The sequence below is a fragment of the Wolbachia endosymbiont (group B) of Gerris lacustris genome, from assembly GCF_964028355.1.
GTDB lineage: Bacteria > Pseudomonadota > Alphaproteobacteria > Rickettsiales > Anaplasmataceae > Wolbachia.
In genome coordinates this window covers 507,051-531,191 of the sequence record NZ_OZ034761.1, presented here as the reverse complement: position 1 = coordinate 531,191, position 24,141 = coordinate 507,051, and the positions used below count along the sequence as shown (strand labels likewise).

Annotated in this window: 21 protein-coding genes and 3 pseudogenes; 6 read left to right on the top strand and 18 right to left on the bottom strand. The window is 33.8% G+C overall.

Annotation, left to right across the window (positions count from 1 at the left end; genetic code table 11):
- Positions 1–18 precede the first annotated feature (18 nt).
- From ABWU62_RS02660 to ABWU62_RS02640, 5 genes are all read right to left on the bottom strand, one after another.
- Positions 19–150 (bottom strand): ankyrin repeat domain-containing protein, encoded by a 132-nt coding sequence (locus ABWU62_RS02660; RefSeq protein ID WP_353287436.1) that lies wholly within the window; start codon positions 148–150, stop codon positions 19–21.
- Positions 147–1,703 (bottom strand): ankyrin repeat domain-containing protein, encoded by a 1,557-nt coding sequence (locus ABWU62_RS02655; RefSeq protein ID WP_353287435.1) that lies wholly within the window; start codon positions 1,701–1,703, stop codon positions 147–149. The genes ABWU62_RS02660 and ABWU62_RS02655 overlap by 4 nt, the downstream gene beginning before the upstream one ends.
- Positions 1,679–2,689 carry a tRNA (adenosine(37)-N6)-threonylcarbamoyltransferase complex transferase subunit TsaD gene (gene tsaD, locus ABWU62_RS02650; RefSeq protein ID WP_353287434.1) on the bottom strand — a complete coding sequence of 337 codons (1,011 nt, stop codon included), beginning with the start codon at positions 2,687–2,689 and terminating at the stop codon, positions 1,679–1,681. Before tsaD ends, ABWU62_RS02655 begins: the two co-directional genes overlap by 25 nt.
- Positions 2,690–2,761: 72 nt before the next feature.
- The gene (locus tag ABWU62_RS02645) at positions 2,762–3,322 is read right to left on the bottom strand and encodes a hypothetical protein (RefSeq protein WP_353288147.1); all 561 of its coding nucleotides are present in this window, start codon (positions 3,320–3,322) and stop codon (positions 2,762–2,764) included.
- A gap of 353 nt (positions 3,323–3,675) precedes the next feature.
- Complete coding sequence (locus ABWU62_RS02640) at positions 3,676–5,103, bottom strand: sensor histidine kinase (protein WP_353287433.1); 1,428 nt, start codon at positions 5,101–5,103, stop codon at positions 3,676–3,678.
- A 64-nt stretch (positions 5,104–5,167) separates the two neighbouring features.
- On the opposite strand from ABWU62_RS02640, the gene ABWU62_RS02635 reads away from it, so the two are divergent.
- Positions 5,168–6,337 (top strand): aspartate aminotransferase family protein, encoded by a 1,170-nt coding sequence (locus ABWU62_RS02635; protein WP_353287432.1) that lies wholly within the window; start codon positions 5,168–5,170, stop codon positions 6,335–6,337.
- 142 nt (positions 6,338–6,479) lie between these two features.
- Here the strand turns inward: ABWU62_RS02635 and ABWU62_RS02630 are convergent.
- Together ABWU62_RS02630 and ABWU62_RS02625 are read right to left on the bottom strand one after the other, a co-directional pair.
- Positions 6,480–7,485, bottom strand: a protein-coding gene (locus tag ABWU62_RS02630) for an IS630 family transposase (protein ID WP_353287151.1) whose coding sequence is annotated in 2 segments (ribosomal slippage) — positions 6,480–7,022 and positions 7,024–7,485 — 1,005 coding nt in all. Because the reading frame shifts where the segments join, the coding sequence is not laid out codon by codon here.
- A 176-nt stretch (positions 7,486–7,661) separates the two neighbouring features.
- Positions 7,662–8,594 carry an Rpn family recombination-promoting nuclease/putative transposase gene (locus tag ABWU62_RS02625; RefSeq protein ID WP_353287431.1) on the bottom strand — a complete coding sequence of 311 codons (933 nt, stop codon included), beginning with the start codon at positions 8,592–8,594 and terminating at the stop codon, positions 7,662–7,664.
- Between the two features lie 113 nt (positions 8,595–8,707).
- On the opposite strand from ABWU62_RS02625, the pseudogene ABWU62_RS02620 reads away from it, so the two are divergent.
- Positions 8,708–8,901 (top strand): annotated as a pseudogene (locus tag ABWU62_RS02620) (helix-turn-helix domain-containing protein); the annotation flags it as partial.
- 4 nt (positions 8,902–8,905) lie between these two features.
- Here the strand turns inward: ABWU62_RS02620 and ABWU62_RS02615 are convergent.
- Positions 8,906–9,052 (bottom strand): annotated as a pseudogene (locus ABWU62_RS02615) (transposase); the annotation flags it as partial.
- Between the two features lie 15 nt (positions 9,053–9,067).
- Positions 9,068–10,073, bottom strand: a protein-coding gene (locus ABWU62_RS02610; RefSeq protein ID WP_353287151.1) for an IS630 family transposase whose coding sequence is annotated in 2 segments (ribosomal slippage) — positions 9,068–9,610 and positions 9,612–10,073 — 1,005 coding nt in all. Because the reading frame shifts where the segments join, the coding sequence is not laid out codon by codon here.
- A gap of 287 nt (positions 10,074–10,360) precedes the next feature.
- Here ABWU62_RS02610 and ABWU62_RS02605 point away from each other — a divergent pair.
- Positions 10,361–10,830: pseudogene (locus ABWU62_RS02605) on the top strand (transposase); the annotation flags it as partial.
- On the opposite strand, the gene ABWU62_RS02600 reads toward ABWU62_RS02605, so the two are convergent.
- On the bottom strand, positions 10,771–11,334 hold the full coding sequence (locus tag ABWU62_RS02600; RefSeq protein ID WP_353287430.1) for a DEAD/DEAH box helicase: 564 nt from the start codon (positions 11,332–11,334) through the stop codon (positions 10,771–10,773). The pseudogene ABWU62_RS02605 and the gene ABWU62_RS02600 overlap by 60 nt on opposite strands.
- Before the next feature lie 97 nt (positions 11,335–11,431).
- Between ABWU62_RS02600 and rimM the strand changes: the two genes are divergently transcribed.
- The 3 genes from rimM to ABWU62_RS02585 are packed head-to-tail and all read left to right on the top strand — an operon-like array spanning position 11,432 to position 13,251.
- Complete coding sequence (gene rimM / locus ABWU62_RS02595; protein WP_353287429.1) at positions 11,432–11,932, top strand: ribosome maturation factor RimM; 501 nt, start codon at positions 11,432–11,434, stop codon at positions 11,930–11,932.
- Positions 11,933–11,991: 59 nt separating this feature from the next.
- Entirely contained in the window at positions 11,992–12,558 is a 567-nt protein-coding gene (gene efp, locus ABWU62_RS02590) for an elongation factor P (RefSeq protein WP_017532253.1), read from the top strand.
- Positions 12,559–13,251 carry an inositol monophosphatase family protein gene (locus ABWU62_RS02585; RefSeq protein WP_211907536.1) on the top strand — a complete coding sequence of 231 codons (693 nt, stop codon included), beginning with the start codon at positions 12,559–12,561 and terminating at the stop codon, positions 13,249–13,251.
- A 285-nt stretch (positions 13,252–13,536) separates the two neighbouring features.
- Here the strand turns inward: ABWU62_RS02585 and hemA are convergent, their stop codons facing one another.
- The 8 genes from hemA to recR all read right to left on the bottom strand — a co-directional run bounded on the left by hemA (position 13,537) and on the right by recR (position 24,119).
- The gene (gene hemA / locus ABWU62_RS02575) at positions 13,537–14,733 is read right to left on the bottom strand and encodes a 5-aminolevulinate synthase (protein ID WP_353288146.1); all 1,197 of its coding nucleotides are present in this window, start codon (positions 14,731–14,733) and stop codon (positions 13,537–13,539) included.
- Positions 14,734–14,797: 64 nt separating this feature from the next.
- Positions 14,798–16,627 (bottom strand): ankyrin repeat domain-containing protein, encoded by a 1,830-nt coding sequence (locus tag ABWU62_RS02570; RefSeq protein ID WP_353287427.1) that lies wholly within the window; start codon positions 16,625–16,627, stop codon positions 14,798–14,800.
- A gap of 150 nt (positions 16,628–16,777) precedes the next feature.
- The gene (locus ABWU62_RS02565; RefSeq protein WP_353287426.1) at positions 16,778–17,452 is read right to left on the bottom strand and encodes a hypothetical protein; all 675 of its coding nucleotides are present in this window, start codon (positions 17,450–17,452) and stop codon (positions 16,778–16,780) included.
- A gap of 102 nt (positions 17,453–17,554) precedes the next feature.
- Positions 17,555–18,347, bottom strand: a protein-coding gene (locus ABWU62_RS02560; protein ID WP_353287093.1) for an IS5 family transposase whose coding sequence is annotated in 2 segments (ribosomal slippage) — positions 17,555–18,082 and positions 18,084–18,347 — 792 coding nt in all. Because the reading frame shifts where the segments join, the coding sequence is not laid out codon by codon here.
- Between the two features lie 31 nt (positions 18,348–18,378).
- Positions 18,379–20,181: a hypothetical protein gene (locus ABWU62_RS02555; protein WP_353287425.1), complete on the bottom strand. Its 1,803-nt coding sequence runs from the start codon at positions 20,179–20,181 to the stop codon at positions 18,379–18,381.
- A gap of 68 nt (positions 20,182–20,249) precedes the next feature.
- On the bottom strand, positions 20,250–22,154 hold the full coding sequence (gene htpG / locus ABWU62_RS02550; RefSeq protein ID WP_353287424.1) for a molecular chaperone HtpG: 1,905 nt from the start codon (positions 22,152–22,154) through the stop codon (positions 20,250–20,252).
- Positions 22,155–22,313: 159 nt separating this feature from the next.
- Positions 22,314–23,516: a P-loop NTPase fold protein gene (locus tag ABWU62_RS02545; protein ID WP_353287423.1), complete on the bottom strand. Its 1,203-nt coding sequence runs from the start codon at positions 23,514–23,516 to the stop codon at positions 22,314–22,316.
- 3 nt (positions 23,517–23,519) lie between these two features.
- Positions 23,520–24,119, bottom strand: a complete 600-nt coding sequence (gene recR, locus ABWU62_RS02540) for a recombination mediator RecR (protein WP_353288145.1) — start codon at positions 24,117–24,119, stop codon at positions 23,520–23,522.
- Positions 24,120–24,141 lie beyond the last annotated feature (22 nt).

Sequence of the window (24,141 nt, the reverse complement as noted above, 5' to 3'; positions counted from 1 at the left end):
TGATAAACGTCAAAATTCTTATTTTTCAACTTTTTTTTCTATCATGCTTAAAAACGATAAATCAAGTTGGGCAGCAAAATGTAAAGGGGTGTTTCCTTCATTATTACTCTTATTTACTTGTATGCTTCTGTCTGTTAATAATAGACTCACACGTTTTTTTCTTGTTCTGTTTCTGTATTACTCGATAGAGCTAAGTGTAGGGCCGTATTTCCTTTGTATGTTTCTGTGCTTAAATCGTAATCAGGAAATTTATTGAGTAAAGATGTTAGACAATCATACTTCCCGTACATTGCAGCTAAATGTACAAGATCTCTTCCATGTTCACCTTTGGATTCAAGCATGCTATTTCCTATATTTTCATAAAATAGGTCTATACAATATGAATTACCATGTATAATAGCAATATGTAAGGGGGTGTTACCTTGTTTATTCTGAACAATTTTTGCACCTGATTTAATAAACAATTTCATTAGCTGGTTATTTTCATGTTTTGCAGCTATATGCAATGGGGTGTTACCATCTACATTTTCTTGATTAATTTCACTTTTTAGTCTACCTAAAAATTTTAGATGCTCTATAAGAAAATTTATGGCATTTTCTTGAGTTCCTGAGTTATCTACAATCTTATGAAAAGGATTCTCATTATATTTATTTTTTAAAAATTGTACTTGATTATCAATGAAGAATTTTATGCACTCAGCATTTCCAGATTGCACAGCATAGTGTAATGCGTTATTTCCATATTTGTCTGTTTTAATTTTCTCCCTATCAAAAATTCCTTTTGCTGTCAATATTTCTTTTAAATATTCTAGGAGGTTAGGACTTCCGCTTCTGGCAGCATAGTGTAACTCAGTTTTATTATTGGTAGTGCAACTCAAATCTGCTCCATTTTCTATGAGAATTTTAAAGCATTCTTTATTGCCAGATTTAGCCGCATAGTGTAGTGGTGTTTTACCATCTCTATCTTTATTCCTTACTGCTTCTTCAATGTCAAAATCAGAATTTTCTATCACAAAACGTAAAATATCTTCTTTACCCGACTCAGCTAAATAATGTAGAAGTGTTTTATCATTACTATCTGCAAAATTCTCCAATTTTATAATCAATTCTCTGTCCATACCAAGAATTAGAGATACAGCTATTTCAACATGAATATCATAATTCCTATTTTTCTTTTGTTCTTTCCCAATTCTTTCAATAGCCACTGTTAATAGCGAAGAACCATCATTACTTGTTATATTCCATCCATCTTGACGAAATTTTTCAGCTAATGAATCACTTATATTTTCTGCTAAAATCCTGCTTTTTGTACAATCAAGATTATTAGTACATATATTATAGTTTTCTTCTTGAGTTACTTTATTAATATAATCATATATGATTATTAAGTCTTGCTTATTGACTTTATCTTCTGAATTGCCTTGTAATGAAGAGAGGTCTATCTCACTAATTGCTCTTGCCATACCAATGGTTCCCACAGCAAATAAACCTGAACTGAGTGTCTTTGCGCTTGTACTAGATTTAGTTTTGAAAGGATTAATAACTGTGTCAAAATTTTTTTTGAACATGCTGTACCTCATAAATAATAATGCCGGTAGTGAATAAGGCTTTCCACTATAATTTTTAAGCCTACAAAAATCCACCAGCGGCCGCATTATATAGTAGATAATTTTTTGTGCTAGTAATATTTTTCTAATTCCCACTTTGGCCTTGGTGCAAAGTCAAGAGAGTCTACATAGCTTTTCTGTAACCTTTCAATTCCTGTCCATCCAACCATCACTGCATTGTCTGTACATAAATTGCTTGGAGGAGAAAGCACGTTCAAGTCTATGTGCTTTTTTAATCTCTCTTTCAGGAAATTATTTGCTGCAACTCCACCAGTAATTACAAAATCATTGATTTTAATATTTAAAGATACAGCGATACCAATAGCATTTCTGACTCTATCGAGTAATATGTCGCTAATACACTCCTGAAACGAAGCACACATATCACACACATCCTGTTCACTCATTACAAATTCTCGTGCTAAGTTTTTTACCGCTGTTTTAATTCCAGAAAATGAAAAGTCACATCCAGAGCGTTTTGTCATCGCCCTTGGCAATTTAAATCTCATACCATCACCTTTTTTAGCTAATTTTTCAATCAATGGACCTCCTGGATAGCTTAGACCCAGCATCTTAGCGACTTTGTCAAATGCTTCTCCTAATGAGTCATCAAGCGTTTCTCCAAGTTTGATATATTTACCTACATCCTGTGCAATTAAAAATTGACAATGGCCACCTGATATCAGTAGGACTAAAAACGGAAATTTAACCTCATATAGTAGCCTAACAACTAATGCGTGTGCTTCTAAGTGATTGACTGCAATAAACGGTTTTTGTGTTACGTGTGCAATTGCTTTAGCCATCATTGTACCAATTATTAATCCACCTATGAGTCCTGGTCCTGATGTCGCTGCAATTGCATCTAGATCACAAAAGTTAAGGTTAGATTTTTCCATAGCATTTTTTATTAAACCACTTAAATGCTTCATATGAGCACGTGATGCTATTTCAGGAATCACTCCACCGCACTTTTTATGCTCTGCCTGAGAGAGAATTTCGTGAGCAAGAACTTGTTTATCACTACTCACAATTGCTGCTGCAGTTTCATCGCAACTTGTTTCAACCGCTAAAATGGTTTTCATATATATTTGAACTCTTTAAGTTGCGAGAACTATAACTTAAAATGTTGAAGAAGTTAACTATATTCTGCTGAGCTAATTATCATCTTCAAATATGGAACCAATTTTTTTGCTTCCAGGAGAAAATTTATTAGTCCAACTGTTTTGTACTTTGTTTATATCTTTAAAAGCAGTTTTGTTGCTGTACTCCTTTACTTCTTTATCTATTCTCTCCATTATTTGTAGATCCAGATAGCTCTTTTTCCATTGGTTAGTAGCAAGGAATATTTTGTTTAAATCTTGAGTGCAAATTAGATATTCTTTATCTTTAGGATAAACTTCCTGAGCCCAAGCGAACAGCTCAAAATAGCGTGCGAATAACTCAGATGCACGTGATTTTGGAGTCTGATAGGCTTGTATCTCTTCAAATATAATTTGACCAGTAATTTTTTGTACCAAAATATTTGACTGCTTTAAGTTCTGCTCAATATCCTGATAAACTTTATAGAGAAATTCTTGCTCTAAGCTTAAGTTCAGTTCATTTTCAACCATATGTGAAAGTTCATGTACTATGATGTAAGGATTTGACCTTCTTAGCACAATAACATACTTATTTAAACCAGAAGATCGAATTGTCTTACATACTCCCTCTTCCATATCCACTAATCTTTCTTGATATATTTCAAACGAGAGTCTATTTTGCTTTATTAGTGACAAAGTGAGGTTTAATGTATTTCTAAACTTCTCAAATTGATAGAGATATTTGACATATTGTATTACGTTTTCACTATTTCCTACTTGAGTTGCTTGTTTTATTAAGTTCCTGATTAGCATGCTTTATTATTAAAGGAATTTTCTTTATGCTCAAGAATTATAAAGTGTTTTCAGGAAGTATAGCTAAAAAAGTTTAATTTACTTACATTCCGCTACTTATTATTAGCCAAGAGGTATCACGTCAGTATAACTTAGGAATGTACTAGATATAAAAGTGCAATATCAAATATATTCTACTAAAAATCAATCAACTTTTCACATGTTTGCTCTTCATAAAAGAAGTTCAGTGTTATCGTAGTACCAAGTTTTGCTTCACTTTGAATGTTGAAAGTCCCACCCATTAACTCTACTAATTTCTTGCTTAGAGGTAATCCGATACCTGTGCCTTCGTTTCTATATCCCGAATCTGCTTGGCCAAAAACGGACATAACTTTATATATGTCTTGCTGCATTATCCCTATTCCATTATCATGAAACTCAATAGTTAATAAATTTTTTTCTATATTCTCTTTTATAATCATTCTTATTAAACCACCTTTAGGAGTGAACTTGATTGCATTTGATAACAAATTTATTATAATTTGCTTCATTCTTTTGGGATCGGCGATAACTAATAATTGTTTATCAGATATCTCTTTCTTTAAACTAATTCCTGTTTCTTTTAGTTTAGGTGATAACATGTTTAAGCACGAATCTATTATCTTATTCAGATTAAACTTCACTTTTTCTACTGTTAAACTACTTGATTCAGCTTTAGAAAAATCGAGCACATCATTAATCAAAGCAAGTAAATGTGTACCAGCATTATATATATCGTCTACGTATTCCTTGTATTCAGAGTGATCTACCGAACCTAAAGTTTCATTTTTGATCAATTTTGCAAATCCAATAATAGCGTTAAGAGGTGTACGCAACTCATGTGTAACACTTGCAAAAAATTTTATCTTATTTGCATTTTCTTGCTCTAATGCCTCTTTAACCCTTTGTAATTCAATATTAGTTTTGTGTTGCTTAGCTAGCATTTGGGTGTTGGAAAAGTGCAAATAAACCATTATTAGTATTAAGATAACCAGTAATAAGCCCATGAATATTGAAAATAGACTATATACCATAATATAAGAGTCATTATAGCTTTGAATGATCTTCAAAAAAAATGAAGGCTTAATGTCATCTTCATGAAATATAGGGAAAGTAGAAGTTAATGTATTTCCTGTAGCGTAAAATATTTCTTGATTGCTTAGCAATTTATCAATTTCATCATTTGTAAGCAACTGCTCATAGTCATGACCTTGAGTATTAAAATTACTGAAAATTACTCTGGCATTTTGATCATACAGTATTAAGCTAAAATTTCTTACTTTGCTTACTGATTGTAACAATTCAGCACGCAGTTTTACCAACTGGTTTATGTAATCAAAACTGTTATATTTAATATGATGTTTTTCTATTAGTAAATAATGATATTTTTTTATTATACTATTTTCCAATAGATCTTTTAAGTTTGCATTTGAATTACGGTAAAAAGAAAGAAAATTATTCTTTAATGAATAATTGCGGTATATTGTGCTCAATAAAACCACAAAAACTAATAAGAATAGCGAGATAATTTTTGTATATCTATTTGTTTTTAGTTTAGTAAACATTAATTTACTTAATTTATACATATTCTTCTCATTGTGAAATAACGTCTTTTATGGTATTAATAAAAAATTAGCATATCATACTTTTATGACAATTTCTCCTATCTTGCCAGTTTATTCTCCTATTAATATAAATTTTCCTTATGGTAAAGGTGTTTACTTGTATGATATCGATAATAAGCGCTATGTAGATTTTCACTCTGGAATAGCTGTTAGCAGTTTAGGTCATGCTAACCCACGATTAACTGATGTCCTAAAATTACAAGGGGAAAAACTATGGCATATATCAAATACCTATAATATATCTACTGCCAACAAATTTGCAGAAAATTTAATAAACAACAGCTTTGCTAATACTGTATTTTTTGCAAATTCTGGATCAGAAGCAGTGGAATGTGGACTTAAAATCGCTAGGGCCTATCAAAATGGAAAAGGTAATAAAAATCGCTATAGAATTCTAACATTTCATGGTGCATTTCATGGAAGGACATTTTTAACTTGTGCAACAAACGATAGACAGAAATTTTCTGAATTACTGAATCCTTATATTGACTGGTGTGATAACATAAAGCCCAATATTGAGAGTGTAAAGAAAGCAATTTCTAATGACATAGGTGTTATATTAATAGAACCAATACAGGGACAAGGTGGTATTAAAGTAATGAGTGAAGTCTTCATGAAAGAGCTAAGAGAACTATGTAACGAAAACGACATACTGCTATTTTTTGATTGCGTTCAGTGCGGTGCTGGCAGGACAGGAAAGTTATTTGCATATGAACACATAGGAATTAAGCCTGACATATGTGCTCTTGCAAAAGGAATAGGAGGAGGTTTCCCTCTGGGGGCTTGTCTTGCAACTGAAAAGGTTGCTAAGTACATGGCGGTCGGTATGCATGGTTCTACTTTTGGTGGTAATCCACTTGCAACTTCAGTAGGTAATGCTGTATTGGATGAATTGCTCAGTCCTGGCTTCTTAGAAAATGTTGAAGTTAGAGGTAAGTCTTTAAAAAACAAACTAGAGGACTTAGCAAGTAAGTTTCCAATGATAGAAGAAGTGAGAGGAAAAGGGTTGATGCTAGGAATAAAAGTAAAAATGAATAACCAAAAATTTGCAGAAGAGCTAAGTCACCGTGGTTTACTCACTGTTGGAGTAACATCAGATAACGTTGTAAGAATCTTGCCTCCACTCATTATCACTGAAAAAGAGATTGATGAAGGCATTGAAATCCTCACTCAGTATTTATCTGAAAAGTTCTAGTTAAAAACTAAACCTTCCTGCTCACTAGTTGTTGGCTATATCAAAATTGCAGATAAAGCAGTAGCTACAACTTTATCAGCTACTTCATTTGTACACTTTGCCTTTTCCTGTTCTCTTATCAATGTAATACCAACTCTCATTATTAATGAACCAAATAAGAAGCATTGCAGAGTTGTTTAACCGTGGAAGGGGAAAGAGAGGTAATAAATTTACACAAAGCGCTCTCAAGCAGAACAATTGTATCGTAGATTTTATTGCGCAAAATGTTCTGTTTTATATATAACCAAAACCTCTCAACAGGATTGAGGTCAGGTGAGTATGGTGGTAGGTATATAATTTCGATATTTTTAGGTATCTTTAAACTTTTTGACTTATGCCAACTAGCGCAATCCATCACGAGAAAAGCCTTTCGTATTCCTAAATATTGCGACATCTGTTCAAGGAATATATTTATACAAGCAGTGTTGACGTTTGGTGCAAATAAGCTAAAATTCTCTCCATTTCTGGGATTAACTGCACTATAGAGATAAAAATTTTCCCTACCTAATTTTACCTTAACCTGTGTCCTACTGCCTTTTTTAAACCACCCATGTCCAACTTTTGAATGTGTACCAAACCGTGATTCATCAAAGAAAAATAGCTCTTTTTCAGAATGCATGACAATAGTTTCATTGAGGTTTTTTTTTAAACTCCTCTTGCTTATTTTTATCCTGTCCACTATGAACTGGTCTTGGTGTGATATATGAGAATTTCATTCTTTGCATATTACGATGTATTGTGGATTTGCTGATATTCAAACCAAATCTTTCTTGGATTCTTATTCTCATTTCTCTAATAGTAATATTGGGGTTTTCCTCTATCCACACCTCAATTTGTTCAAGTTGACTTTGGTTCAATATAGTTTTTCTACGGCATTGAGGTGGAGAAAATAATTTTTCTTCTCTTCCAAATTTTATGTGCTTTATCCATGTAGTAATTGCCTTTCTCGAAATGCAACATATTTTTGCTACAGCTGTTATACTGTGCTTTTTTGCTGCAATTACAGCATTTAGTTTTTTTGCAACATACGCATTATTTCTTACTTTCTTCAGCATCTCTTTTGCTGATTCCACCACTTTTTCATCCAATAATTTTGATCTTAATGCCATCTAAACCTCGCTATTTTACTTACTCCAGTATGGCTTTTTTTCCATTATTGTCTATTCGTTGCTTGTATAGCGGGAATTGGTATTAATAGTAGATATCAACCTAACGACATTGCTGATAACAAACCTAGAAGCTACTTAAACAATACAACAGTGGACAAACAGCTACAAGGGTCATATCATGCTATTTCTTCCTGAAGTTGTTTAATTTCATCTACCGAAAGGCCTGTGATTTCAGCGATAACATCAATAGAGACACCGGCCTTGAGTGAGTTTTTGGCTACTTCAACGTCCCTTTCTTTTCTGCCTTCCACTTTGCCTTTTTCATGGCCAATTAGGATGCCTTCTTGTCTACCTTCTTGTCTACCTTTTTGAGTGGCATCATCGAGTTTTTGTTCTAAGATGGCAGCTTCTTTCTGTAAATCCATTACTCTTTCTTCATAAGCTACAAGATCCTTCTCATTCCAATGAAACTTATCTAACTCATCATACGCTAGCTTTATTATTGGTGATTTTTCTGCTATTTTTCTTAAATCTTCATCAGTTGTTTCTTCTGCATATTTAAAGAAAAACAGCCAACGATCTACTACATTTTCTAGCTGCTCTTCTCTATTCTTAGGAAACTTTGGTAACTCAATGAAAATAAATTGAAAATCTTTTAAGTCATGCTCATTAGTTTTTTCATCTCTTATGGTATGGCTAGATATATAATCAAGCTTGTCAGGAAATAAATTACAGTTAGAAATAGCAATAAAGAAAACCTTCTTTAAATCAATGTACTTACCACCTTTATCAGCCTGCCTTGAGTAAGCCTTAGCAGCATAGAGTTGAGCGCGCTTTTCAAATCCTTTATCACGAGCGAGTTGCATCTCAATCACGTACCTTGCCCCAGTAGAATCCTTGCACAGAACATCAACAATACTCTGCTTATCAGAGGCAATTTCAGGATCCATAATGGTGCTAAGGAATTCGACATCTTGTATAGTATTTATTTCAGTAAATCCCAAAATATCATTCAAAAAATGGATAAGGATATTCTTATTTTTTTCAGTACCGAAGATTTTCTTAAATGTTAAATCTAATTTCGGATCAAGAAACTTCGAAAGAGCCATGAGAAAGTAAGATAAAAAGCATTAATAATTATACACAATTGTGAAGAAATATTCAACTAAAATGCAAACATTTTGTATATCTTTATTTTGTAGTATTAACCTATATAATATTTATGGCAAATATCTCGATAAGGTACAAAATAGCGCAAAAAGTAAAAAGTTGGAGGTTAAAGCGAAAATATACTCTGAAAGATTTAGCAGGCAAAGCAAACATAAACTATCACACGCTGCTAAGATATGAACAAGGAACATGTGGCATCCAATTGAGAAGTTAAAAATCGTAGCAGAGTCATTATCAATTCCTATTAATACATTTCTGCTTTAGGAAATACGCTATTTATAGCTGTAGGAAAACTTTTTAGACCATCCACACAAGCAATCAGAATATCCTCTACTCCTCGCTCTTTTAGGTCATTTAATACACCCAACCAGAAGTTAGCTCCCTCACTTTCTGCTAATACCAACTCTCATTATTAATGAACCAAATAAGAAGCATTGCAGAGTTGTTTAACCGTGGAAGGGGAAAGAGAGGTAATAAATTTACACAAAGCGCTCTCAAGCAGAACAATTGTATCGTAGATTTTATTGCGCAAAATGTTCTGTTTTATATATAACCAAAACCTCTCAACAGGATTGAGGTCAGGTGAGTATGGTGGTAGGTATATAATTTCGATATTTTTAGGTATCTTTAAACTTTTTGACTTATGCCAACTAGCGCAATCCATCACGAGAAAAGCCTTTCGTATTCCTAAATATTGCGACATCTGTTCAAGGAATATATTTATACAAGCAGTGTTGACGTTTGGTGCAAATAAGCTAAAATTCTCTCCATTTCTGGGATTAACTGCACTATAGAGATAAAAATTTTCCCTACCTAATTTTACCTTAACCTGTGTCCTACTGCCTTTTTTAAACCACCCATGTCCAACTTTTGAATGTGTACCAAACCGTGATTCATCGAAGAAAAATAGCTCTTTTTCAGAATGCATGACAATAGTTTCATTGAGGTTTTTTTTTAAACTCCTCTTGCTTATTTTTATCCTGTCCACTATGAACTGGTCTTGGTGTGATATATGAGAATTTCATTCTTTGCATATTACGATGTATTGTGGATTTGCTGATATTCAAACCAAATCTTTCTTGGATTCTTATTCTCATTTCTCTAATAGTAATATTGGGGTTTTCCTCTATCCACACCTCAATTTGTTCAAGTTGACTTTGGTTCAATATAGTTTTTCTACGGCATTGAGGTGGAGAAAATAATTTTTCTTCTCTTCCAAATTTTATGTGCTTTATCCATGTAGTAATTGCCTTTCTCGAAATGCAACATATTTTTGCTACAGCTGTTATACTGTGCTTTTTTGCTGCAATTACAGCATTTAGTTTTTTTGCAACATACGCATTATTTCTTACTTTCTTCAGCATCTCTTTTGCTGATTCCACCACTTTTTCATCCAATAATTTTGATCTTAATGCCATCTAAACCTCGCTATTTTACTTACTCCAGTATGGCTTTTTTTCCATTATTGTCTATTCGTTGCTTGTATAGCGGGAATTGGTATTAGCACATAAAGTACACCGCAAAATAACTCATATAAATCCAGTTTTCTTGGTTTTGTTTTTTTTCTACAGGATTCTAGATCTGGTAATATAATCTCAAATCTTTCCCGACTTATATCACTTGGGTATACACTCCTCATATATCCTAACTTATATACATTATCTCTTAGTTTATTCCTTTCTTGAGATCATGTACAGGTTCTAAAGCAGAAGTACAGCTATGCATAGTGCATCAGATAAGGAATTCACTGAAGTATGTATCTAGCAAAGATGTAAAAGTTTTCATAAATGATTTGAAAAAAATATATCGTGCTTCAAGTAAAGAGATTGCTGAGAATTATTTGCTTGAGCTGGAAGAAAAATGGAGTGAAAAATATCCCTTGGTTACAAAATCATGGCAAAACAATTGGGAAAATTTGTCTGGTTATTTTAAGTATTCTGGACCAGTTAGGAAGCTGATTTACACCACCAATCCAATTGAGGGATTGCATAGACAAATTAGGAAATTTACTAAAACTAAGGGCTCATTTACTAATACAAATGCCTTGTACAAAAGGTATATTGTGCTATAAAAAAGGTAGAGCAAAAGTGGACTACAGCTTTGCCTAATTGGGCATTAACTATGTCTCAGCTTGACATTTTCTTTCCCAACAGACTGAAAATTGAGTTGAACTAAAAATGCGGCTTGACACAGTTTATTTAACACTCCCTTTTGGTCTTTAAATTTACGATCATTTTCTTGCTGCAATAACAGGTCATGTGTCACTATAATTGTTGTAGGTTTAGTTGCCTTCAGTGCATTTTTAATTTCCTCAGCAATTTTAGGTGTCCTAATGTTTACAGTAAATGCACTACTCATCATTTTTTTAGCTTGATTCACTAGGTCACTACTTGGTACTGCAACCAGATGATGAAATCCTGCTTGGGCTAGTACATGACTCAATATTCCAATGTCGTAAGTCTTACCAAATCCAGTTTCTGCATCGATCATAACATTACAGTTAGTAGTGCAAGAGTTGCATAGATGTTCTAATACCCCTTCAACAACAGGTTTACGACGTGCTACTATTATAGATTCCTTTGTATCATCAAGTTTTATAGATTCACCTTGCAACTTACAGTTGATTTCTTCTAAGCCACTTATAATACTTTGCTTTTCTTGATTGCTGATAGAACTCACACATTACCCACTATAATTATCACAATATTAATTGTATGTTAATTCAGTAAATTGTCAATTCTATAGACAAAAAGCTGATTTCAACTATCATATTAATATGAATATATGCCTCGGAATCATTACTTCTCCCCATGGAATCAAAGGAGCTGTCAAGATAAAAACCTTTACTGAAAAACCCGAAAATATTTTCCTATATGGTGAATTAATAAGCGGAAGTGAAAATTATAAAATAAGCTTGGTGTCTGTTGTCAGTAATAATTTAGTAATAGCAACAATTAGCGGTGTGAACTCCCGTAATGAAGCAGAACTTTTAAGAAATAAAAAGTTATATATAGAAAGAAATAAGCTACCACAGTTAAATGATGAGGATGAATTTTACCAAGATGATCTTGTGAATATGGAAGTAAGACTAGAGAGTAATGAATTATATGGCTATGTGAAGTCTGTGTATAATTTCGGCTCGGGTGATATATTAGAAATTTTGGTTATCAGCACAAAAAAAAACATTATGTTATCTTTTACTAAAGAAACATTTCCACATATCAATATGAAGGAAAGGTATATAGTAATCAACATGCCAGAATTCATTAGCCAATAAAAATTTTGATATTTATATAAAGTTATTTATAATCATCAGACCAAATTAAAAGTGTAATTATGGCAGAAAGGGCTAATGATATCAGGCCAGGTCAGGTACTGGAACATAACGGTGGATTGTTTTTGGTTGTAAGTATTATGCATACTCAACCTGGTAAAGGTGGTGCATATATACAAGCTGAAATGAAAAATATCCAAACAGGAGCAAAGTACTATGAGAGGTTTCGCTCTGATGCAACAATCAGAAGGGCAATTTTAGATGAAGAGGAATATGTTTATCTCTTTACTGAAGGGAATATCGTAAATCTTATGCATCCAAGTAGTTACGAACAGATTGTTATAAATTTAGACTTATTAGGGGAAAAGAAGGCTTATTTGCAAGATAATATGAAAATTAAAGTAGTAACTTATCAAGATAAAATAATTTCTGCACATGTGCCTGATCACGTTACACTAACTGTAAAAGAGACAGAGTCTGTTATCAAAGGTCAGACTGTTACTGCTTCTTATAAGCCTGCAATTTTGGAAAACGGAATACGTGTTAACGTGCCTCAATTTATAAAAGAAGGGGATAAAATTGTATTACATACTCCTGATAACAGCTATTACGAAAGAGTAAAAGAGTAAATGGCCATTTCATCACCACGAATCAATGTGATGCTTGATTCTGTACGCAGTGCCTCCAAGCAGCTTATACGTGATTTTAATGAATTGCAAATTTCAAGCGTTAAGTCAGCAGACTTTATCAATAAAACTTATTCGAAATCCAAGCAACTTATGTACGATTGCTTGAAAAACTACAACCAGAACTATGACTTTATTTTTGAAGACAATGTAGGCCAAGATCTAAAAGAAGGCAGTTATACTTGGTTTATTATGCCTATAGAAGGCAAGGAAAACCTTTTTAGTTGTATGGTTTATTTTGCAGTATCAGTTTGTCTCATTCATAAAAACAGAGTTGTAGCAGCTGTGATTGATGCTCCAGCCCTTAGAGAAACTTTCTGGGCAGAGGAAAAGAAAGGAGCTTTTCTTGAAGATTTCAAATCTCGCCATGTAAAAATGCGGATGAAAGCTCGTGAAGGGGGAATAATAGACATAAGTGGTAATTTGTTAAATAAATTACCACTTGACAATAATAATCTACGCTCCCTTGGCTCAACGGTACTAGGTTTTGCATATCTTGCTGCTGGAAGATACAATGGAATAATTTACTCTGGAATTAATAAATATAAAACTTCACTCGGTAGGCTTTTTCTGCAAGAAAGCGGTGGGAGATTAAGGGAAGATAACGCGCTTGTCATTGCTGGAGATATAAACTAAAGTTCATTCAAAAGAGCAAAAGTCACGTAGTGAAAATAATAAATGGTCTTACATACCCCTCATTGTAGCAGGGTGGCAAAATAAGGTAAATAGAAAAACACAGAAATGAATGATGTCATCCAATATGATGGCAGTGCTTCATTCTATAACGCAACTCACCAAATCCAATGCATTCCTTACAACCTGGATCCCAGTGTCGAGCACTGGGATGACACCATTTTTGCTTCGATATTTACATATTAACCATGCTTTTAAATAGATACCTTACTTTCGGCAACTTTAAACTCAACAACAGACACAAACAGACAATTTCTCAAAAACTTTTACAAGAGATTTTGTTAAATGCTCTATCATTTCATTTGTATGGTAAGGCGTAGGAGTAATACGGAAGCGCTCAGTCCCATTTGAAACTGTTGGGTAATTTATATGTTGTACATATATTCCATACTCATCAAATAACAATTTTGATGCTTTTTTGGACAACTCAGGATCGCCAATTATGATTGGAATTATATGAGTTTCTGTTTGCATAAAATTCACTCCTGCGTTTCTCAGTGAGTCTTTTACTTTTTCAGTAGCCTGTTTTTGCTTCTCTCTTTCAACGCTGCTTGATTTTAAATGTTCAACGCTTGCCTTTGCTGCTGCTGCTAAAATGGGTGACATAGCAGTAGTAAAAATAAATCCTGGGGCTGAACTTCTTATTACATCCACCAAGCTCTTTGAAGATGCTATATACCCACCCATCACTCCAAAAGCTTTTGATAATGTACCCTGAATAACAGTTATTCTATCCATCAAACCTTCTCTTTCTGCAATTCCGCCACCGCGCGGTCCATACATGCCAACTGCATGTACCTCATCCAAATAGGTAATTGCATTATACTGATCTGCTAGATCACATATCGCTTCAAGCGGTGCTACATCACCATCCATTGAGTATACAGATTCAAGTGCTATTATTTTCGGCGTTTTTATATCCATAGACTTTAGCAACTGCTCTAAGTGATCAACATCATTATGCCTAAATATGTGTTTTGGTCTTTTGCCTGACTTTATACCTTCTATCATTGAAGAGTGATTTTTCTCATCTGAAAAAATTACCACACCAGGAATAACAGACGACAAAGTGCTAAGCGTAGTTTGGTTAGCAAGGTAGCCACAAGCAAAAGTTAAAGCAGCTTCTTTTTGATGCAAGTCAGCCAAAGACTTCTCGAGCTCAACAACTTCTTTTGTTGTACCTGATATATTTCTTGTTCCTCCAGCACCAACAGATGAATTTTGAATAGCAGCAATGACACTATCGTTTTGTGACATTCCCAGATAATTATTACTGCACCAGACAATAACCTCCCTATTTCTTTCATAATCCATAATATAGGGAAGTCTGCCAGGTAATGACGCAAAATGCGTGAATTCACGATAGCGCCCTTCTTCTTTTATATCTTTGATTTTATTTAAGAATATTTCTTCGTAGTCTACCAAGTTTCTATCCATTAATAACTAATAAAATTATAATAAATTATTAAATGATAGACTACTATATTTGTCAGCCACAACAAGGTGTACTTTTTTGTGTATCATTAATTTTTTCGACCTTGCTTTCATCTAAGCTCTGAGGCCTAACGCAGTACGTAATTGTAGCTGCAACAAGACAACAAGCTGCAATTCCTATCACTAACATTTCCAAATAAACTGCAACAGCCACTCCTAAGGCAATACCAGTTATTGCAAGCGCAGAAGCAGCTACAATATACTTTTTTGTATTTTGTGGATCATTCTTTGAATTGCTTGGTACGGTTGCTGAATAGCCTAAAGATGACATAAATTTCAAAAATCCCTTATTTCCTCGTTTTTTTGCCATATCTAAAGAGCTTCCTTTCACAAGAGTATCAAGTGGTGTATTAATAATTGGATCATTTTCTAAATATGGACTTGCACCATTGTCTAGTAGCAATTTTGCAGATTTTTTATGTCCTTCATTTATTTTCTGATTATAAGCTATAACATGCAACGCAGTACCAATACTATCGCTTTGCATATTAACGTACTTTTCTTTATCTTCTGCTGCATCTATCAAAATGGCAGCTACATCAAAATAACCATTATCAGCAGCTAAGTGCAATGCAGTTTCACCATTATTACCCCGTAAATAAAGATCTGCTTTGTTTTGTAAAAGTAATCTCACCACTGCCAAATTACCTTCTGCAGAAGCATACATCAAAGGAGTAAAGTTATGCCGATCTTTAGCATCAACTGTTGCATTATGTGCTATTAGCAATTCTGCAACATCTAAATGTCCATAGTACGCTGCTTCATATAAAGGAGTTACTCCGCTGCCTGTACTACTCACTGAATTAACATTTGCACCGCTATCAAGTAAAAGCTTCACAAAATCTTTATGACCATTTCTAGCAGCTAAATGAAGTGCAGTGTCACCACCTACTTTTGTTTTTGATTTAATCTCAATATTTGTACCACATTCTAGTAAACGCCTGCCAAGCTCAACATCACCTTTTTGTGCTGCAACGTGTAAACGAATAAATCCATTATTATCATAATCTGTGAAATATTCGTTGATATTGTCTAGTAAACTTTCTCTATAAGCTTTTAATTCTTCAGGAATGATAAGTGTTACTTTACCGTTTCCATACTCTACCTTACTATTCTGAGATTTAAGTGTGAACTCTAAAATAGCATCAACCCTGCATATTTCCCTATTTGTATCAAGTTCCCTGACAGGCATACTTGGACAATACTGAATATTGAGAGAATCTTGGCTGTTATATACAATACTTATCTTTCTATCGTTGGCATTAAACAAGATTAGTTTATGCTTAAAGAATATAGGAGAGAGTTGCATTAACAAAGAGCCATCATACCCAGCCTGATTGCAACTAGTAATTAACTCTTCCAGTATATAGTCACTTGGAACTTCTGCTTTAGCATATTTAAACATTTCTGTGAAAACACATTTTGCAAACTGACGTTTATCATTCTTCTGATTGTATTTAGCATACAACTCTCCAATGAAATTATTGTCTATAGTTTGATCATTGATTACAAAAAAATCCGTTCTATATAAGTCTTGATAAGCTATTTCACCAGACTTTACATCTTCATTGTTCTCATTTGCCTTTACCAGATTTAGCAAAGATTGTGTTAATTGAAATTCCAACGTAGTTACTGCACTAGATTCAGTATCAGAATTATTAACGCCAGCTTCTTCTTGACTTTCATTACCTGAATCCTCAGAACGACGGCGCTCTTTTTCCTCTCGTTCTAAAATTTCAAACCCTTCTTCAGTGCCCGAATCCCTAGAATCTGATTTCTTTAAAATTTTGTTTGATTCCTGTGATACAAAATCTGAACCTAACATGTTTTTCCTCCTAATTAGTAGCTAAGCTAAGTGTAGCATTAAATGGCAATTTTGTCAACTTAGCAAGCATTTCTTCGTAGTCTATCAAGTTTTTATCTATTAATAATCAATACAATTATAATAAATTATTAAGTGATAGACTACTGTTTCTTAATTTGCTTCTACAGTAACATTATGAGCAATCGCCTCAGCATCTGGTTCTTTAAGTGAATCTGAAGGTGCCTTATTACAATAATGTATAGCTATAGCAGCAACTATACAGAAAGCTCCAATACCTGCTGCTACTCCTGCTACTAGCAGACTAGTACCGAGAGCAAAATATGCAGCTAGTGCAGCAGCTAATGTAAGTACTTCAGTTGCTGCAAACACCCATGTAGCCACAGTAGGCCATTTAACGCTATTCTCTTTTATGTGACTTTTGTTGCTATTACTAGCTTGCTTATTAGCTACTGATTTTGGTTGTGTATTTTCGTTAGCAACTTGTTCTACATACTCGGCGGGTTTATTAGAAGTTTGCTTTTCTCTGTTATTATCAATTGATATTAGGGTATTAACACTTTCATTTGCAAAACCTAATGATGATGGTTGAGGTGGAATAGTAGAATTTTCATCTCTAGAAACTAGAGGTGGTGCACAAAGATCATCTTCGTCATCAGATGATGATTGAGATAGTAGAGAATCTCCACTATCATGTGTAAACAATCCAGTACCACGTTGATCCTCAAAAATAGGATGATCTACAGCTGTAGGTATTGTAGAATTTTGCTGATCATCTTTTTCGTCATTTAGATTATCAGACTTTTCCTCAGTGACCATTGAAGGCATTGCTGCTGCAATTTCAAGTACTTCTGTTTCATCAATAATATCAAACGAAGGAGAATCTGAAGAAATTCTAGCAGGATCATCACTTTCAAGCTTAGAGCCTGTTCATAATCTTTTGAGGAGCAAGGCAGTAAAAGCTAGAACGACCATTTGTAGTCTAGTATTGAGTTTACGCTCGCAATTTTTCCATAACCGTCTACACTTTTCCAGCCAAGCAAAAGAACGCTCTACAACCCACCTTTTTGGCAATACAACAAAGGTATGTAATTCACTTCGTTTTATTACTTCAACGGTTGCACCAATAGTCGTTTTTATTTGAGTTGCAAAATTTTCTCCTGTATAACCTGCATCAACTAGTATATTTTGAACTTCGGAAAGATTTTTTCTTGCGTTACAAATCATCTCTACAGCAGCAGTACGATCTCCGATATTAGCTGTAGTAATATAAATTGCATGTGGCAAACCTTGCGTATCTACTGCAATATGACGCTTTATTCCTGAAATTTTCTTGCCGGCATCATAACCTTTTTCTTCAGCAATATCGGTGTTTTTTACACTTTGAGCATCAATGATGCAGAAGCTTGTTTTTGTATTCCGACCACTGTTGAAACGAACCTCTCCAACTAATTTTTTTTAAGACAATTTCTAGAACACTTTCTCTATCTTCATTCGGTTTTTTACTCCATCTCTTGAAGTAATCGTAACAATTGCGCCATTTTGGAAACTCTTTTGGTAGCATTCGCCACTGACAGCCACTTTTTAGCACATAAAGTACACCGCAAAATAACTCATATAAATCCAGTTTTCTTGGTTTTGTTTTTTTTCTACAGGATTCTAGATCTGGTAATATAATCTCAAATCTTTCCCGACTTATATCACTTGGGTATACACTCCTCATATATCCTAACTTATATACATTATCTCTTAGTTTATTCCTTTCTTGAGATCATGTACAGGTTCTTAGAAGAGTCATCATCCTCAGAACTCAGTGATGGTGAATTTTGTTGATCACATCCGCCTTCAATATAGGAACTATTATCTAAAAATTCCATTGTATCTTCTTTTTTTGACACATCACTTCGTACTACATTTCCAACAGAGAAATTATTTGAACTGCCTACACTACCTAATCTTGAATCTAAGAGTTCTATGTTACCGCTGTCTGCAGATAAAACCTTCTCTTCAGCATTTTGTACAACTTTCTCAGATTGAGAATTTTTTTGAACCTTTTTTTTGTTTGTATACTTACTACTAAAACTACTTTTCTTATTTTTAGACACTTTACCCCTCCTATAATTATTACTTATAGCTTCTTCTATTGAAGCCTCTTCATTGTTCATAATATTTTCTATTTTATCAACAACGTTTCTTTGTAGCTGTTGATTTTTGGATTCTTTAGTATTTAGCTGTTCTCTACTCACTGCTTGGCTTGAGGTTGGAGTCTCATTTAGTATAGCCGAAGTGTCTTGAGCGTTTGTAACAGAAGGTCCTGCATTATGATCATTGCTACTTCTTTTTATCAGATTAGACTTAATCTTGCACAAAATCTCCTTATATTGCTGCTTGGCAGAATATATATGACTTGCAATAGGTACAGTAGGATGACAGTTCCATGCCTTACCTTGTTCCTCAATAAAACCACTTACTATTTCTAATATTTTTTCTACTACTGGCAAACCTTCCTTAGGTGATACATGAGTAACGTGATCTTGAAAAGAGCCTATGTGATTAGCTAAGTCATTAACATCCTTATCATCCACTGCCTTTTTTATTAGTTCTGGAATGTGACCCAGATCAAAAACTGCATTCTCAGGAATAATATCAAATGAATCTGAATTTACCTCTGCTGGCAGATTTACAACAAATGACTTTGGACCTTCACCAATATTTTCAACAAGGGACTCAATAATTGTGTTATCAACATCTACAAAATGCCTATTTATGTTATCTAATAAACTTTTGCCATCAGCTTTGTAATTCTCCAATTCCTTCGGAATTGTAAGTGTTACTTTACCGTTTTCATACTCTGCCCTATCATCCTGAGATTTAAGTGTGAATTCTAGTTTACTAAAAGCTTCATATTGTCTTAATTGATCTGGATTTTTTACAACTATAACATCACTATATTCAACATCTATACAACCTGCACTATTACAACAAAGACTTACTGTCTTTTTAGGAATTGTTGGTATTAAACCATATTGATCAAGTATAGGATGAATGTGTCCATACACTGCAAATTCATACCCAGCCTGATTGCAATTAGTAATTAACTCTTCTAATACATTGTAATTTGGAATTTCTGCTTTAGCATATTTAAACATTTCTATGAAAACTTTCTTAGCAAATGGGCGGTAATCCTCGTTTTCACTCGGAATCAAATGATTGCACTTGATGTATAACTTGCCAACATACTCTTTACTTATTTCTTTCCCATTAATTACAAAACTCATTCGTTTCAGATCAAGTTGTGCTTGCCTGCCAGAATTTGCATCCCTATTATTCTCACCTGCCTTTACTTGACTTAGTAAAGATTGTGTTAGCTGAAATTCCAATACTCTGTTAGTATCTTGCCCTTCCTCAGCCTCTGAACAATTACCTGAATCTTCAGAACGACGATGCTCTTCAATTTTAACTTCCTCTCGCTCTAAAATTTCAAATTCTTCTTCGTTACCTGAATCTCTGGAATGGCGACGCTCACTTTCTCCTGCAGTATCTACTGCTGGCGGCATGAGCCCACCAAGTCAATTCCAACCACCCATAATCTACCCCCTAATTATTAGCTAAGCTAAGTATAGCATTAAACAGAAATTTTGCCAAGCAAATTATTGAGTCTTTTAGCAAACAGACTTACGTCTTCCATCTCTTCACCTTCCACTATACAAGCTTGATAGAACAATAAGTAAATCATATCTCCAAGTGTTGGATTTTCACCATTTTCAGCGTGAGATTCCATTATGTTTTTTATCAAAGGATGCTTAATGTTAATTTCAAGTACTTTTGGCGTGCGGTAATTTAGCTGCTTCTGTTCACGTAAAAAACGCTCCATACGAAGATCCATAGTTCCTTCATCAACTGCTAGACACACAGGACTGTCGGTCAATTTCTTAGAGATCTTTACACTTTTTACTAAGCTTCCAAGAACCTTGGTGAAGTATTCGAGTATAGAATCTGCGTTTTCTTCGCTTTTGTTTTTATCTGATTTATTTTCTTCATCTTTCTTACCTTCTTCTGAAGAGAATTTTTCTAAATCAACATCAGCGCGAGTTACAGATTTAAATTTTTGATCTTTATATTCATGAATCACGCTAGTCCAGAAATCATCAACTGGATCAACAAATAGAAGCACTTCCAATCCTTTGCTGACGAATCCTTCAAGTTGTGGACTGTTTTTTACTGAATCAAGGCTATTTCCCGTGAGATAGTAGATATGCTCTTGCTCAGGCTTCATTCTGCTTATATAGTCGTCAATGCTGACCAATTTCTCATCGCTGGTGCTATTAAATCTGCAAATCGAGAGCAAAGCTTCTCTCTCATCAGTTGGCATAGCTTCACAAAGACCCTCTTTTAACACCGCACCAAAATTGCCCCAGAATTTTGTATATTCCTCTAAATTCTCTTTTGCTTTTTTGCCAAGCTCTGATACCGCACGTTTAGTTAGGGATTTCCTAATTTGCTCAACTACACGATTATTCTGCAATGTTTCTCTGCTGATGTTGAGAGGCAAATCTGGTGAATCAACCACACCTTTCAAGAAACGTAGGTATTGTGGTATAATTTGTACATTATCTTCAGTAATAAATACTTTATTTACATATAATTTTACAGAGCAGCGTCTATCTGGATGGAATAAATCAAAAGGCTTGATAGAAGGAACATAAAGCAAATTCGTATATTCTATTGCACCTTCATTTTTATTATGCAGTATCATCCAAGGCTCACCACCGACATGTGCAACACCACGAAAGAAACCGTTATGCTCTTCTTGAGTAACGTCATTTTTTGGTTTAGTCCAAATTGCAGCCTTGCTGTTTAATTTTTCACTTTTTCCTTCTTCATTCAAAAACTCAACGGGAAAATTTATGTGGTCAGAGTAAGTAGTAACAATGTTTTCAACACGGAATTTGTCTAAAAATTCACTTTCTTCAGGACGCATGATGAGCGTAATTTTTGTGCCACGAGAGATTTGACCATCTAACTTGCTGATTGAATATTCTCCATCTCCTTTAGATTTCCATACCCAAGACTCTTCTTCTCCAGCTTTCCTTGATTCAACTATCACTTCTGAGGCAATCATGAAGCTTGAATAAAAACCAACACCAAATTTTCCAATCAGTTCTACAGCTTGGCTTGAATCTTTATTATTCTTGATTGCATTCAAGAATTTTTGTGTACCAGAACTCGCAATCGTACCAAGATTATCTATCAAATCCTGTCTGTTCATGCCAATTCCATTATCAGTTATATACAGCTCATTCTTATCTTTATTGGAGCTAATAGTAATCTTTAACTCATCACTTGAATCTAATAAATTAGAATTTAATTGTGATTCATAGCGCAATTTATCACATGCATCTGATGCGTTTGATATTAACTCACGCAAGAAAATATCCTTATTAGTATAGAGTGAGTGGATTACTATATTCAATACTTTCCCTACTTCAGCATCAAATTTTAAATTTTCAGTTTCTTGTACATTGTGCATTTTGAGCTCCATTATTAGCCTACTACTCTAATAATTTAAGTATTGCACCGCAATCTTTCAAGGTCACGCATGCTAAAATTTATGTAGGCCAATTTATGGATGTGAACTTTCAATACTAAAAGAGAGTTCTGTTTTACAATATGAACACTTTCTTTATTCTTAAAATATAATATCTCTTATTTGCTTCAAAGATTTGTGAGTCTTTGATTCTTTTTCTTTAAAAGTAGTCTCAAGAGAAGTTTTAAGCTTTTCCCATTTTTCTTGGCCATTTAGAATTAAGTCATTCTCAATCTTCTCTAGTACTTTTTTATGTGATGAATATAACTCTTCATATAAATCAGTGTTTACTGACTGTAGTATTACTAAAAATGTAAATAAATTTGGATCAACTTTCGCATAACATAGCTTTATTTTCTTTATGCAGTATTGTATTGCTTTTAATGATAACGAGAAACTTTCTGCATAAAATATAAAGCTATCTATCATTAAGTTCTTTGATTTTTTTGGTAATTCAACACTTTCAAATAGCTTTCTTATAAACCTCTCTGTTGGCTCTTTTGGCAAATGCAAGGAAAGATCAGTAAAAGATTTTAAGCTAAAATTTGGTCCAAGTATTGTGCTAATTGCTCTTTGCACATTACTCTTATCTTGACTAACAGAGAGAATGAAAACCAGTCCCTCCACATCTAGCATGTACTTTATGGATTCTAAAAAATCAACAATAAATTTAGGGCGGCATATATCAAGATCATCGACCATTATATAAATGTTTTTGCCTTTTCTGATTTTGTTAACCACATCTGCCAATTGTCTTTTAAAATCTCTGATGTTCTCTTTTCTCCTTTGAAGAAGAGTTAATTCACTCAAGATAAAACCAATATCTTTCTTATCAGCTTCTTTTGCAGCATCGAGAAATACTGAAAGCATAGCAAGTGGAGATTTACTGATCAGCTTTCCTAATGTATTAAGGGAAAATAGTTCTTGGTTTATGTTTTTGAATTGCTGTATAACACTCCTTTTTACTTCATAAGATGCAAATAGATCTTCAAACAGAAAGTGCAAAAAAGAAGGTAGTGGTTGATCTAGAGCATTAATATCCCATGCGCTGTAATAAGCTGCAATTTCATTTTGCTGCTTTAGATCCTTTATCCACTCTTGCAAAAAAAATGTCTTACCCCACTTATCATATCCTTCTAAGGATACGATTGAAAAAGACTTTTCAATCGTCTTAATTATAGCACTAAATCTACTTGCAACTTGCTTATAACCTAAGCAATCATTTTCCCAAGTTATTACCTTAGGTAGATGTTCCGTTTCTTTTTTTCTGCAGGTTATTAGCGACATAAGGTTTTTTAAGCACATACCTTACTTTATATTTAACTCATACTCCTGTCTTGAAGCAAGTGCTATCCTTAGCGTTCCTTCATCTAGGTAGTCGATTTCTCCACCTATCGGTATGCCACAAGCAAGGCGTGATATTTTCACATTCAAATTTTTTAGCAATTCAATTATATATTGTGCGGTAACTTGGCCCTCTAATGTAGGATTGATTGCAATAATGACCTCTTCAATTTTAAATTCTGTAACTCTTTTAGGAATGTTATCAAGATTGAGTTCTTTTGGACCTATGCCATTTATTGCTGACAATCTGCCACCTAAAACATGATACATACCTGAGTATATATTTCCTTTTTCAAATGCCCATAAATCACCTAACTCTTCTACTACACACATTAACTTGGTGTCACGCTTTGGATTAATGCAAATAGAGCACGGTGACTTAGTATCTAGGTTCCCACAAATTTTGCACTCTATGATAAGATCAGCTAGCTCTCTAATCAAAGATGCAAGCGGCAGCATGACCCTCTCTTTGTTTTGGAGCAAATGTATAACTAACCTTCTTGATGATGATGGCCCTAAACTTGGCAATTTAGAAAAAGCATGAACTAAATTCTTTATATTAATGTTCATTCAACAAATTCAGGAT

What these genes read in the sequence shown, in the direction of transcription:
- tsaD (WP_353287434.1), bottom strand. Translation starts at nt 2,689, where the DNA reads ATGAAAACCATTTTAGCGGTTGAAACAAGTTGCGATGAAACTGCAGCA.
- ABWU62_RS02645 (WP_353288147.1), bottom strand. Translation starts at nt 3,322, where the DNA reads ATGGAAGAGGGAGTATGTAAGACAATTCGATCTTCTGGTTTAAATAAG.
- ABWU62_RS02640 (WP_353287433.1), bottom strand. Translation starts at nt 5,103, where the DNA reads ATGTATAAATTAAGTAAATTAATGTTTACTAAACTAAAAACAAATAGA.
- ABWU62_RS02635 (WP_353287432.1), top strand. Translation starts at nt 5,168, where the DNA reads ATGACAATTTCTCCTATCTTGCCAGTTTATTCTCCTATTAATATAAAT.
- ABWU62_RS02625 (WP_353287431.1), bottom strand. Translation starts at nt 8,594, where the DNA reads ATGGCTCTTTCGAAGTTTCTTGATCCGAAATTAGATTTAACATTTAAG.
- rimM (WP_353287429.1), top strand. Translation starts at nt 11,432, where the DNA reads ATGAATATATGCCTCGGAATCATTACTTCTCCCCATGGAATCAAAGGA.
- efp (WP_017532253.1), top strand. Translation starts at nt 11,992, where the DNA reads ATGGCAGAAAGGGCTAATGATATCAGGCCAGGTCAGGTACTGGAACAT.
- ABWU62_RS02585 (WP_211907536.1), top strand. Translation starts at nt 12,559, where the DNA reads ATGGCCATTTCATCACCACGAATCAATGTGATGCTTGATTCTGTACGC.
- ABWU62_RS02570 (WP_353287427.1), bottom strand. Translation starts at nt 16,627, where the DNA reads ATGTTAGGTTCAGATTTTGTATCACAGGAATCAAACAAAATTTTAAAG.
- ABWU62_RS02565 (WP_353287426.1), bottom strand. Translation starts at nt 17,452, where the DNA reads ATGCCTTCAATGGTCACTGAGGAAAAGTCTGATAATCTAAATGACGAA.
- ABWU62_RS02555 (WP_353287425.1), bottom strand. Translation starts at nt 20,181, where the DNA reads ATGCCGCCAGCAGTAGATACTGCAGGAGAAAGTGAGCGTCGCCATTCC.
- htpG (WP_353287424.1), bottom strand. Translation starts at nt 22,154, where the DNA reads ATGCACAATGTACAAGAAACTGAAAATTTAAAATTTGATGCTGAAGTA.
- ABWU62_RS02545 (WP_353287423.1), bottom strand. Translation starts at nt 23,516, where the DNA reads ATGTGCTTAAAAAACCTTATGTCGCTAATAACCTGCAGAAAAAAAGAA.